Raw genomic sequence first — 13,328 nt, 5'->3', positions numbered from 1 at the left:
CCAAATATGATGTCTGTTGTAGTGCAGCCACTCGCCATTTTCTATCGCTTAGGCATGAGCTTTGGGATGGGCTACTTGTGCAGTTATTTGATCGCACTCGATCTGGCTTACTTTCTACAGGCTTTTCTGCCCAAAGCAGAATCCGTCTATTTGGCCGCCGTTATTGCCCTGATTTTTTATGTCTGTTTTGTGATTGGCATCTTCTGTATCCAGAGTTTAAAAAAGCTTTCGGTCTATAGCCTGCTTCCTTTCCTTAGCTTATTTACCATCTCCCGCTTCATAGGTTAAACCATGCATAAATCTGTCCGTCAATCCATGGCATGGCTACATTCATGGTTAGGTTTAAGTTTTGGCTGGCTGCTCTTCGCGATCTTTTTAACAGGCGCGGTCACCTATTACCGGCATGAAATCAGTATATGGATGCAGCCTGAATTTGCCTCAATACAAGTCAATCAGGAAACTGCCTTAAAATCTGCTTACAGCTATTTACAGCAGCATGCACCGGACGCCCAAAACTGGTATATCGGAGTCGCCAATCAAGATTCACCGGTGAATAAAGTCTACTGGCAAAAAGCGGATGGTGGCTATGAAGTCAAAACCCTGAATGCTTCGACAGGAAAAGAATTACAGCTTTCAGCCACACAAGGGGGAGATTTTTTCTATAATTTTCATTTTCAGCTCTATGGTATGCCCTACACCATCGGTCGCCTCATTGTGACGGTCGCTGCCTTTATCATGTTACTGACTCTGATTTCAGGAATTATTACCCATAAAAAAATACTGACAGACTTTTTTACCCTAAGAGCCTTTAAAGGACAGCGCTCTTATCTGGATTTTCATAATGTCAGTTCAGTGATTGCCCTGCCGTTCTTTTTGACCATGACATTTACCGGGTTGGCGATTTTCTTTTATATCGTGCTGCCTTCCGGTATGAAAAAACTTTATCCAGACAATCCCTTTCAATATTTTGAAGAAATTCGCACAATCAATACATCAGCCACCCACTCAGTTCCTGTGAAAACGCAGATGCTGCCAATTCAACATTTTATCACCACGGCACAGCAACACTGGGGAGATGCGGAATTTGACAATATCACGGTCAAGCAGCCCAATACCCAGCTGGCACAAATAACATTAACCCAACTCAAAGATCATTCCATTACCCGAAATCAAGCACAGCTTATTTTAAATGCAGCTACCGGAAAATTGCTTGAACGTACACGAAATGAAAGTGCAATTGCCACACTCAATGCCGGCATATATGGCTTGCATATGGCACGTTTTGCCGAACCTGTTTTACGTTTAGGGTTATTTTTCTCCGGCATATTAGGCTGCGCAATGATTGCATCCGGATTGCTGCTGTGGAGCCTGAAACGCCAAATGCAGAAAAAATCAGTGCGGTTTCATCTCGGACACTATTTAGTGAACCGCTTGAATATCACCATGATACTTGGCTTGCCGATTGCCATGCTGGGATATCTCTATGCGAATCGTTTTATCAGCATCCCTGTAGGTGCACCAAATTATGAGATTTATAGTTTTTTCAGTATTTGGCTCGGCAGTTTCATTCTGGCATGTTTAACACCGCAGCAATATTTATGGAAAATTCAGCTTAAAATCCTGATTGGTACTGCCTTTATAATTCCCCTGATTGATATTTATTATTTAGTTTCCCAGCAATATGTTGATTCTTTTGCGACTTATTGGCCTTTTTTGCGTATTGATCTGATGTTATGGACCTTGGCACTTCTCGCCCTATTGTTACACCAGAAAATTACGCCCATTCAGCAAAAGGCTATTAAGAAAATCCAGACCAAACTGAAAGCCGTACAGCAGGAGTCTTCCATATGATATGGATCGCAATCATGGGGCTTTTATGGCTAAGCTGTTTTGGTTTTTATGCGGTGAGTGAAAAGCAGATCGTAAAAAGCCGAAAATCTCGGTACGCTTTTTTAGCGAATTTTCCTACGTACACTAAGTTCGCTGCAGGTATTTTCTTATTCGTCGTAATGGTTTTATTACGGACCCGGTTTAGCTACAGTATTAGCTTTGTGGCTCTATGGGTATTTCTAAGCCCTGTACTTTTTATCTTTATCTTAAAAATGAATAAAGCATTTTAGTATTTATTTAAAATCAGAAAGTAGTAAACAGCCTAGTGCGCTACTTACATGCCCTCTATTGAACCAATCTACCCAGTATCTGCTAAACCTTGGCAACCTACTTTTAAATATTTCAGATTCATTATTTTGGCTAGAATCAGAAATTTAAATTGGTAGGTATTTGGTAGGTAGGATTCTTTTTAACTTCATCCAATACTTATATTACGGTGAGGGTCACCGATAAAATAATCAATTAATGGTAGAAGGAATCACGCCATGGCTTTTAAAAATATTTCAGATCAAACTAACGGTTTTTATATTCCCTGTGTTTCACTTTTTGGTCCGGGCTGTGCTAAAGAAATCGGGATAAAAGCACAAAATTTAGGTGCCAAGAAAGCGCTGATTGTAACTGATGCGGGGCTGTTTAAATTTGGTGTTGCAGATGATATTGCAAATTATTTGAAAGAGGCGGGTGTTGACAGTTATATTTTCCCAGGCGCGGAACCCAATCCAACTGATATTAACGTGCATCATGGAGTTACAGCTTATAATGAAAATGCCTGTGATTTTATTGTATCGTTAGGTGGGGGTTCCTCACATGACTGTGCCAAAGGCATTGGTCTAGTCACTGCAGGTGGCGGACATATCCGTGATTATGAAGGGATTGATAAAAGTACCGTCCCGATGACACCACTGATTGCAATCAATACTACGGCAGGGACAGCTTCGGAGATGACACGTTTCTGTATCATTACCAATACCGATACCCATGTGAAAATGGCGATTGTAGATTGGCGTTGTACACCACTCATTGCGATTGATGACCCTAAACTTATGTTGGCCAAACCTGCAGGGCTGACTGCGGCAACAGGTATGGATGCCTTGACGCATGCAGTAGAAGCTTATGTGTCTACGGCAGCAAATCCAATCACTGATGCCTGTGCAGAAAAGGCGATTACCATGATCAGCGAATGGCTTAGCCTGGCAGTGGCGAATGGGGATAATCTGGAAGCACGGGATGCCATGAGCTATGCCCAATATCTTGCCGGAATGGCCTTTAACAACGCCTCTTTAGGATATGTGCATGCGATGGCACATCAGCTCGGAGGCTTCTACAACTTGCCGCATGGTGTTTGTAATGCAATTCTGCTCCCCCATGTTTGTGAATTTAACCTGATTGCTTGTCCTGAACGTTATGCCAAAATTGCCCAATTGATGGGGGTGAATACAGAAGGTTTAACCGTAACTGGAGCAGCTTATGAAGCGATTGGCGCCATTCGTCAGCTTTCGGCTTCAATTGGTATTCCATCTGGGCTGACGGAATTGAATGTAAAAGAAGCTGACTTGGCCATCATGGCGGAAAATGCACAAAAAGATGCCTGCATGTTGACCAATCCACGTAAAGCCAACCATGCCCAAGTGGTAGATATTTTTAAAGCGGCGATGTAGTACCTCAATGTAAGTATTCTCTCCAAGTATCTGACTTACATTTTTAACAGCCCCTGTTTCACTTCCTGAGGAAGTGTGCCAAGAGCAGACATGCATTTTCCTGTTCCTGGCTGATCCTTTTGCCTTCATAAGAGGATAAAAGCGGGGGGTGTTTCTTTTTTATGAAGTCCCCTTCATTATGAATATCGACATTAATCCCATGGTAGAAAAATGCCACTATTTTTTTAGCCCGTTCTAGCCACAAATAAAATTTCATAGCGTATTATCTTACGATTATATTTGATCCCTGAGGAATAAATTGCGCGTCCTTCAAATGACATGAAGGTGAGCGTAGCTGATATCAAGCATCTAGGCAAACGGCAAACTGGGTAGCCACTGATAAAAATTTTAGGATCAGGTTCAGTCTAAATTAATAAGTAAACTCACAGTAAGCAAGGATAATACTTAATATTCCAGAATATTCCTATTTTAACTGTTTAGCTTTGTACCGACAGTTACATCAGCTTTAAAGATTTTTATATTTTAACAGAGTCTGATGAACGGGATGGTTTTTGGGCATCAGTTCAATCAGGCGTTCTACAGCATCAATCGCTTCAGGAAAATGTGCCACATGTTTCAGCAAGACATCGGTTTCATTAGCCTTGAAAATGGCATCGCTCAGGCGTGATTCCAGACAATCTCTCCAGGCGCATAGAAATGGACTTTCTGTTTTGGCCAGAAATACGCCGGTACATAATTTCAAGGCTGAATCGATATACCCAGCATCTAAAGATTGCTCTGTCATTAAAAAATCAGCCTCTACATGCGCCAATAAACGATAGGGTCTGGAACCCAGCATACCACCTAATAAATCGCGTAATTGTGACATTTCTGCTTTTAAAGTCCCCATACTGACCTTGCGCTCGCCATATAAGGCTTGATGCAAGGTATCTAGACTCAGACCATGCGGACATAAGGCTAGAATGGTCAGAATTTCAATCTGTCGAGGAGTCAGAACCAGCACTTTGCCATTAAACAGCACTTGAGGTACTGAAAAAGCTCGAATAAACAGGCGCTGCTTCTGGCATTCTAGTAGAGCCGACTGGATGATCGTAGCACAGCGCTCCGCAGCTAGTAGTGCTAAACTGTTATGCTTTGGCCAGGTAGTCGACAGATCAATGACACCTAAGACCTGTTTTGAATAGGGATCAATAATCGGGGCAGCGTAACAAACCCAATCATGAATGGAGGACATGTAATGTTCACTGGAAAAGACACAGCTGGATTGTTGAGTTTTTAAGGATAATGCCAATGCATTGGTTCCGACTAGCTCTTCGCGCCATTGCCCACCTTCAATAAAATGTACACTTTCTGCGGCACTTTGCATTTGTGGGCTAGAAGCTGCCCAAATGATGGTGCTGCCGATATCTCCGACCGCCAGCACCATAGAAGATTGCTCGGCAATATGTTTCAAGTCTTGTGCACAATGGCGTAGAGCATAGGCTAAAGTTAAAGAAGAAGTGGTCTTTTTTATATTTGTCAGCGGTGCTGCTAAACGATTCTTCGGGATTTCAGCCGAGGATGAACGTTGCCAGGAGCTGGCAATACTCTGTCCCAGCTGTTCTGCATGTAAGGGAGACAAACTGCTGTTTTGCCGAAGCTGATCGATATTGTGCCTTTTTTCCATCAAATCTTGTTTTGTCATCATTCCTTATTCTCACAACAATTCATGATTTACATCCGCTGTAATCGTTATTTTTTTAAAATGGATGAAAATATCGTGAACATGCTAGCTCCAACCTTTTTCCAACCTTATACCAGTTATATTAATCAAATAAGATGCAGAAGTACCTTATACCAAAGCTGTAGAAGCGGTTTTGCCATACGAAAATAAGCAAAGGAAATACATATGCGTTACGTCGATCCTAATCAACCTGATTCAAAAGTTCATTTTAAAGCACAATACGATAATTTCATTGGCGGCGAATGGGTCGCTCCGGTCAAAGGTGAATACTTTGACAATATCTCTCCGGTAGATGGCAAAGTCTTTACCAAAGTGCCGCGCTCTTCTGTAGAAGACATTGAGTTGGCGCTTGATGCAGCGCATAAAGCCAAGGAACAATGGAACCGGTCATCGCCGACCACCCGTTCCAATATCCTGCTAAAAATTGCAGATCGTCTGGAACAAAATCTGGAACTGCTGGCTGTGGCAGAAACCTGGGACAATGGCAAACCGGTCCGCGAAACACTGGCTGCCGATATTCCACTGGCCATTGATCATTTTCGTTATTTTGCCGGCTGTATTCGTGCGCAGGAAGGCGGCATTTCCGAAATTGATGAAGATACGATTGCCTACCATTTCCATGAACCGCTTGGTGTAGTCGGACAAATCATTCCCTGGAATTTCCCGATTCTGATGGCCGCCTGGAAACTGGCACCCGCCCTGGCTGCAGGCAACTGTATTGTACTGAAACCTGCGGAACAGACTCCGGTCAGTATTCTGGTACTGGCTGAACTGATTCAGGACATTTTGCCACCAGGCGTATTGAATATCGTCAATGGCTACGGAGTCGAAGTTGGCCGTCCACTGGCGACCAATCCCCGTATTGCCAAGATTGCCTTTACCGGTTCAACCGCCGTCGGCCAAATGATCATGCAGTATGCAACTGAAAATATTATTCCGGTAACGCTGGAACTTGGCGGTAAATCACCGAATCTGTTCTTTGCTGACATTATGGATCAGGAAGACGATTATCTGGATAAAGCTCTGGAAGGCTTTGCCATGTTTGCCCTGAATCAAGGTGAAATCTGTACCTGTCCTTCCCGTGCCTTGGTACAGGAAAGTATTGCCGATGAATTTCTGGCGCGTGCAGTAGAGCGGGTGCAACGGATTAAGACTGGTCATCCGTTAGATACCGACACCATGATTGGTGCGCAAGCCTCACAGGAACAGCAGGACAAGATTCTGGGTTGTATTGCCACTGGCCGTGAAGAAGGCGCACAGATCCTGACCGGTGGTGAAGCACGTCATGAAGTGGGTCAAGGTTTCTATATTGAACCGACCATCTTTAAAGGCACCAATGACATGAAGACCTTCCAGGAAGAAATCTTCGGGCCTGTACTGGCTGTGACCACCTTTAAAGACTTTGATGATGCGATCAAGATCGCCAATGATACGATTTATGGACTCGGTGCCGGTGTCTGGTCACGCTCAGCGCATACCTCCTATCGTGCCGGTCGTGCCATTCAGGCGGGTCGGGTCTGGACCAACTGTTATCACATTTACCCTGCGCATGCGGCTTTCGGCGGTTATAAAAAGTCAGGGATTGGGCGTGAGAATCACAGAATGATGCTGGATCATTATCAGCAGACTAAAAACTTGCTAGTCAGCTATTCGACCAAACCAGCCGGGTTCTTTTAAGAAGTGAAATACATTCAAAGCGAACTTCGGTTCGCTTTGAATGTATGGTAGCTAGCTTTCACAAAATATCAGCAACATCTTCAAGCTGCGGCCAATTCAAATAAAGTTTTTAGTCTATAAATACTTTTTTTAAAGGAAAGAGCATCACCTCAAATTTCTATTTGCAATAGTGTCATTTCAAGATAATTTCACTCTATAAAGATTTTGCCACATTCTCCAGCCATTCAGTGCCAGAAGAATAAAAATAAAATAAAGTACGGCTGTTAAATACAGTGACTTATAGCTATACATGCCAACATAAATCACATCTAGAACACACCATAATCCCCAGCTTTCAATATATTTTTTTGCCGCCCAATAACTTGCCACCAAGCTAAAAGAGGCTAACATGGAATCCAACCAAGGTAGTGACGCTGCGGTGAAATGAGCAAATAAGGCGCCAATCACCAGACCCGCGACGATACCCACAATCAGGCTATATACCCAGATTTTTTTATTCAAATAGCCAATCTGCACGGTGATAGCCTGGTCATGATTTTTCTTCGACCAGCTATACCAGCCATACAGTTGCATCAAGATAAATACGGCTTGTAATGCTGCGTCTACAAATAAATTGACACGATAAAAAATAATCATATATGAAAATACAGCGATAATATTCACCAACCAGCAGACTTTATATTGTTTGGAGGTCAACCAGACACCTAAAACGTTTAAAATGAACGCTGCAATTTCTATATTTTCCATAGCAATATAACCTGGTTAAGCAGCCAATTTAGAAGTTCAGATTGAATGACAAGGTTGCTGTACGCGGCGAACCCAAGAATAAATAATCGTCACCCAAAAATTCACCTGCATCACGCCAGTATTTCTTGTTGAACAGATTATTAATATTCAAGCGCAGCAATGCATCGGTCGTATTTAGCTTAAATTGATAAGCAGCGCCTAAATCAACCACACTATAACCTGCAACTTTCGCAGCACCCTCTTTGTTGGCATATTTGCTGGAACTGTATTGACCACCTGCCAGAACAGTGAAACCTGCAATGCTCGGTACGTTATAGCGAAGATGTGTTGCGAAACGAGCTTTTGGCACGTTTTGCGCTTGATGATGGCCATATTCAACCGCTTCAACATTTTCTAAACGGGCTTTGATCAAGGCTAAAGATGAAGTTAAGGCCAGATGGTCGGTTAATGCACCATTTAGTCCTAATTCCAGGCCCTGACTATGCTGTTCGCCTTCCGCAATAAAATAGCGAAGTCCTGAAATCGGCTTGCTATATTGATTGTCCTGACGTAAATCAAAAACGGCTGCAGTCAACAGGAAATCATGGATCTGTTGTTTGAAACCAATTTCATATTGCTCTGAATAGATCGGTGCTAGGGTTTCAGCCGCATTCTCTGCAAACCAAGGCGCTGTTTTTCCATCTGACAGGCCTTTAGCATACGAGGCATAGACGGTAGTCGATTCCAAGGGGCTATAGCTGATCGCAAATTGCGGTAAAAATTTGCCTAAATCAGTATCGCGGACTTTTACCCGATCTGCATCATATGCTTGTTCATCCAGCTCGATCCATTTTCCGCCAATCAAAGTGGTCCAATGTTCATTCCATTCAATACGATCAAGAAACGTCAATGCAGTTTGTTTACTGTCTAAAGCTTTAAAATAAGGACCAATATCACCTGGTTGTTGTTCTACTTGGAGTGGATCCTCATAAATATTACCTGCAATATCTATGTCCTCTGGGTACTCGTATAAATGTGTATATATGTTTCTATTTAACCCATGATATCGATCACGAGATTTATTGGTTTGCGTAATATCAAAATTTAGATAATGTTGCGCCCAATTGGTATCAATCACCCCCTCCAATTTGACTTTAAATTGGTTGGTTTTAAAGGTCTCATCAGGGTTACGAAAATCATAAATATCGTAATGACCATTCGCATCAAAGGTGTTACCTAAGCCACTATATTCACATAACGTGGCATAACATCCCCAAGCAAATGTCGAATAATCATCAACCTTGGATTTACTGTGGGCTGCAACGAGTCCCAGGTTCCAGTCACTATTCAAAGCATAGCTATATTTTAAACTGCTATTCAGACTATCGATCGTGACCGGTTTGCCCCAATTCTGATAACCCAGCAATCGATCCCATTTCACATTTTGTGGGACTTTGCCATCCAGTAATTGATAACCTGGCACTGATTTTTGTTCGGAACGCTGTGCTTCAAGATCAAGTTCTACTGTGGATTGCGCTGACATCTTCCAATCAAGTGCCAACGCAGCTAAATAACGTTCGCCATCCACATGATCGACATAAGACTCAATCTGTTCATTCACCAGATTGATGCGATATCCGAATTGTTGCTCATCACCCCAAAAACCACCCAGATCAGTTGCCACTGAAAACTGGCCGTGTTGATCGGCCGAGAATGTCAGTGCCTGAATATCTTTCGGTCGCTTGGTGACATAATTCACAACCCCACCCGGGGTCGACATCCCACTTTGAATCGCGGACATGCCTTTTAAAATTTCCACACGTTCTTTATTTTCAAGTGCGACGTTTTGTTCACCACGAATCACATTGCCATTAATGAGGTAGCTAGATGCCAAATCGAGTGCAAAGCCACGCGAGACAAAGTTTGGATAATAGCCAATTGCAGCATAGCCCTCACCGATGGCTGCATCATTTTTTATAACATCGCTTAGCACACGAGCATGTTGTTGAGCAATGAGATCAGCAGTCAAAATAGAGACCGATGCAGGTATTTTTTGCAGACTGTCCGTAGCAAATCCCTCAACATTCACTTTAGCACTCGAGTAAGGAATGCTTTGATCGGCTGTGATAACAATCGTGTCAAGCTTTTGAACATCGTCTTCAGCATAAGTCAGCGGGACTAAACACAGCTGCGACAGAATGATCATATTTAAAGATCGGATTAATACATTCTGTTTGAGTTGACGAGTGTTCATACGAAACCTTATGTCTGTGAAGTGGGTGATGATGCTGGGTTTAGAAAGAGCATTGAGAAGATTGCAATTCATCTTGAATGAGCCGGGTTAAGGTCTGGGTAAATTGTTGACCTTGTTCGCCAAAGAACCAGTCCACATGACCGATAATCCAGTCGTAATAAGCCGCATCTGCATGGTTGAGGTTGTGGGTAATACCCACAAAATACTCAAGCTCTGAAAAAGCGAAATCCAAATGCACGATTTTCAGTAGTTCTGGCAAAATACTAAAATCTTCTTGTGGATGTACTTCAGAAAAATAAGCATGTAGAAAGGCGGTTAAACCAGCTTCATCAATCTGAATATGTGGGCTCTGCTCTAATTCCAACCAATCAATGAAATTACGTTCAATCGTCACAGCCAGATCATAAAGTGCAGAGTTTCGGTCAGATAAACCAAAATCAATTACGGCAGTAATTTCAGCTTTGGCATCCGGCGCTGACCAAAACAGATTAGAAGCGTGTAAATCGTTATGGGTCCAAATTTTGCTTGCCTGTTGCAATACAGGCTGAATACGCTGGTGAACCTGTAAGATTCGATCTAAAAAGTAAGAATCTAAATTTTTATCGGCAAAATAACGGCTTAATTCTGAACTGTTTGCAATGCGCTGTTGAATGGCTGTAATGATATTTTCACTGTCTAAAAGCTGCTGATTGGAAACCAAATAAGATGCTGATCTGCCCTGCTGTTCGGGAAAATCCTGCATCGCCAGATGTAGTCTGGCTAGTAAAGCTCCTGCCTTGGCGGCATGTTCAGCATAGAAAAAAGGTTTCCAGGATTGCTGATCTGCATACAGATCTAAACCGGCTGCTTTTGCATAGACTTCATAGGTCCAGTCACCTAGCTCTAAAGCGGTCAGACCTTGATTTGATCTAATCAATGCTGCAACAGGAATTTCCTTGCAGGCTAAATGTTGAAGAACGGCATGCTCCTGTAAAATATCGCGGGCACGACGAAAGGAACAATGGCTGCGCTTAATCAAATACTGATGCGCGACTGCTTCATCCCTGCTCACAAAATCCTGCTCCACCTTGACCAGCGCCGCAGATGAAAATGGCCGGGGACTACACCACAAAATCTGAAAATGACCTTGTAAACAGGAATAGTGCTGCTGCAGGCTTTGTAATTCTGGATCAGAAATATGTGCCCAGTCTTTATTTTCCCAGGCATTGCCCATACCATGACCTAAATCATCGGTAACTATGGTCATCATCAATATTCCTGAGTCAGATCATCATGTGGTAATGGAAAATCATCGTTTAGGCGAACATGCAAACAGTATTTTTAAATACATTTAATATTTGGTGGTGTTTCAAAAAGTATGCTGACTATATTTTAACCATAATTTAAATCTCATAAAGCATTAAAAATATAATGAATTTAATTTACTTCTTTTCAATTTTTGTATTGACAGAATTAACTAGCATACTTTTTGAAACACCATCTAATATTTAAAGTACGTCCTAAAATTAAGTGGTACATACCAGTATTAAATTGGAGGCAAGTTTAGCCTTATAAATATAAAAATAAAATAGATCTCTCGCATAAATTAAAAAATGATCTTCTTTTGGGTTAATATTCGAACTACAGATTTCTTAGCATTCGCGCATAATCTATGGATGAAATATATCGATTCAAACAAGCTTTCTGATCCTCAGTTCAAGCGATAACATAGTTTTAAAATGCACCGTAATTCATTTTCATGACTTCACTAAGTAGCTCTTTAAATCCATGTTCATCAGCAGAAAATTCTACCAGTGATTCATTGTTCAGATCAGTAACACATGCCATGGTCGAAATGACCTGTACACTATGAGCTTTGAATTCGCCCAGGTATATTTTGTTGAATTAGGTTTTTTTTATTAAGATATTTAAGGGAAAATTCTCACGGAAAAAATGTTTTTTATCACTGAACCATATACAAGTAGCTAAATTATCCTGCAATTTTTCAACCATCATTGGATGACTACCGTAAACTAGGTAAACAATATCACCAATATAGATATTATTCATCTTTAGTCAGCCAAGTATAAGATCAAAATTCTGAAACTTCTGATAAATAAATTAATGCCATCAATTGAGGACTTTTTTTAAACTGAGAAAGCGTTTATAAAGTCCAATTAAGTCCTTGTCCCATTTCATAAATAATGAGTATTAATGCAATTACCATTAGTGAAATCACAATGGCTTCGACCTTAGTGAGCATCTTAAATTCTCCACCTTTCATCTTTTATATAATAAACAAAGTGAACAATAAATAACAATAAGGTTACAAAAAAATTACTGGATGTTACAAAGATAGGGCTGGTAAAGAATAATCTCTCAGAGGAGGTGCTAATTCTTTTCAAACTTAACCTTATGTACTGGGCGATGTCCTATATAAGACTCATGACCTACTGCGATCATATCAACACCACCTTCTTCTTCTAAACTTAATAAGAAAGTATGGACACCCTGCATGTCATTTAACTCAATATTATTGCTGATCCATTTCATCGTACCTGGTTCCATATCGTTTATGTCTTCTTGGATTTTATTATAGGGGGATTACCGCAGTTGACCATTGATATGCTCTTTTTATCATTTGCCATTAAATTATCTTCGCTATAAAAAATTTTTAAGAAAATCGGTCTGTATTTGGCCAATTAACGCTACAAAAAAACTCATCCGATAAGTATTCTTACATAAACCCAAGGTTCTATAACTTGGATCCTGAATATCTTACATACGCAGACATAGCTCATACATCGGAATTTAAACTTAGCCTCTAGACTGAAATTAAGTTTTACAAACATAGAGGAAATTCAGATGGAAAAGTATTCAAAGATTCTAATCCTGAGCTTATTTGGATTTACTGGAACAGTAGCTATTGCAGATGAATCCATCCCAATAGAAGCAACTGCCGCCGCCGAAGCGCAACAGGTTGCTTTAGATTATGGAAATGAGAAAGACAAAAAATCTGAATCATCTGAAAGCCCTTAATTAAAGTAATGCCGGTCAGTTAAGAAATTGACTGGCATTTTCTTGGGTATTTCTGTGGTGTCCCTTTCACAACTCGTGGGCAACTCCTCACTCCCCTCTCAGGCAAAACATATCTCTTAGATTTTTCCAGTAAACTTTCTAAATGTTTAGGTAAATTACCTGCGGAGTCTAAAGAGTCGAATCTTAATATATTCAGAATGCCAATAGATGCAATATGAAAGCTGATTCTCAAAGGACTGACTTTTGCACGTTGAGCCGTACCGGGTTTGTCGGAGAGTCAATATTCTGAGATGAGAAGCATTGCTTCGCAAGACGTAGCGAAGCGTAGTGTCCCGATGACAAAATTAAAATATACCCCTGAAATCAGAGAAAGAGCGGTTCA

At 41.3% G+C, this 13,328-nt stretch carries 11 protein-coding genes; 6 read left to right on the top strand and 5 right to left on the bottom strand.

Features of this window, described 5'->3' with window-relative positions; genetic code table 11:
* The first annotated feature begins 6 nt into the window (after positions 1-6).
* From FTT86_RS13635 to FTT86_RS13625, 4 genes are all read left to right on the top strand, one after another.
* Entirely contained in the window at positions 7-288 is a 282-nt protein-coding gene (locus tag FTT86_RS13635; RefSeq protein ID WP_004647796.1) for a hypothetical protein, read from the top strand.
* Positions 289-291: 3 nt separating this feature from the next.
* Complete coding sequence (locus FTT86_RS13630; RefSeq protein WP_180087465.1) at positions 292-1,851, top strand: PepSY domain-containing protein; 1,560 nt, start codon at positions 292-294, stop codon at positions 1,849-1,851.
* Complete coding sequence (locus FTT86_RS16270) at positions 1,848-2,120, top strand: hypothetical protein (protein ID WP_306669620.1); 273 nt, start codon at positions 1,848-1,850, stop codon at positions 2,118-2,120. The genes FTT86_RS13630 and FTT86_RS16270 overlap by 4 nt, the downstream gene beginning before the upstream one ends.
* Positions 2,121-2,375: 255 nt before the next feature.
* Positions 2,376-3,548, top strand: coding sequence for an iron-containing alcohol dehydrogenase (locus FTT86_RS13625; RefSeq protein ID WP_071850974.1), 1,173 nt, complete (start codon positions 2,376-2,378; stop codon positions 3,546-3,548).
* Positions 3,549-4,053: 505 nt separating this feature from the next.
* Here the strand turns inward: FTT86_RS13625 and FTT86_RS13620 are convergent.
* On the bottom strand, positions 4,054-5,235 hold the full coding sequence (locus FTT86_RS13620) for a transcriptional regulator (RefSeq protein WP_180087466.1): 1,182 nt from the start codon (positions 5,233-5,235) through the stop codon (positions 4,054-4,056).
* 201 nt (positions 5,236-5,436) lie between these two features.
* On the opposite strand from FTT86_RS13620, the gene FTT86_RS13615 reads away from it, so the two are divergent.
* Positions 5,437-6,948 (top strand): aldehyde dehydrogenase family protein, encoded by a 1,512-nt coding sequence (locus FTT86_RS13615; RefSeq protein ID WP_180087467.1) that lies wholly within the window; start codon positions 5,437-5,439, stop codon positions 6,946-6,948.
* A 177-nt stretch (positions 6,949-7,125) separates the two neighbouring features.
* On the opposite strand, the gene pnuC is transcribed toward FTT86_RS13615, so the two are convergent.
* The 4 genes from pnuC to FTT86_RS13595 form a co-directional block, all read right to left on the bottom strand.
* Positions 7,126-7,695, bottom strand: a complete 570-nt coding sequence (gene pnuC, locus FTT86_RS13610; protein WP_180087468.1) for a nicotinamide riboside transporter PnuC — start codon at positions 7,693-7,695, stop codon at positions 7,126-7,128.
* 28 nt (positions 7,696-7,723) lie between these two features.
* Complete coding sequence (locus FTT86_RS13605; protein ID WP_180087469.1) at positions 7,724-9,928, bottom strand: TonB-dependent siderophore receptor; 2,205 nt, start codon at positions 9,926-9,928, stop codon at positions 7,724-7,726.
* A 40-nt stretch (positions 9,929-9,968) separates the two neighbouring features.
* Complete coding sequence (locus tag FTT86_RS13600; protein ID WP_180087471.1) at positions 9,969-11,174, bottom strand: phosphotransferase enzyme family protein; 1,206 nt, start codon at positions 11,172-11,174, stop codon at positions 9,969-9,971.
* Between the two features lie 1,124 nt (positions 11,175-12,298).
* A complete protein-coding gene (locus FTT86_RS13595; RefSeq protein WP_180181362.1) occupies positions 12,299-12,460 on the bottom strand; it encodes a hypothetical protein in 162 nt (53 codons plus the stop codon).
* A gap of 312 nt (positions 12,461-12,772) precedes the next feature.
* Between FTT86_RS13595 and FTT86_RS13590 the strand changes: the two genes are divergently transcribed.
* Positions 12,773-12,946 (top strand): hypothetical protein, encoded by a 174-nt coding sequence (locus tag FTT86_RS13590; protein ID WP_004281965.1) that lies wholly within the window; start codon positions 12,773-12,775, stop codon positions 12,944-12,946.
* The last annotated feature ends 382 nt before the right edge of the window (positions 12,947-13,328 follow it).

The organism is Acinetobacter sp. YH01021, assembly GCF_013420255.1.
Taxonomy (GTDB): domain Bacteria; phylum Pseudomonadota; class Gammaproteobacteria; order Pseudomonadales; family Moraxellaceae; genus Acinetobacter.
Note: the sequence above shows the minus strand (reverse complement) of the source record. Positions and strands in the feature narration are given on the sequence as shown.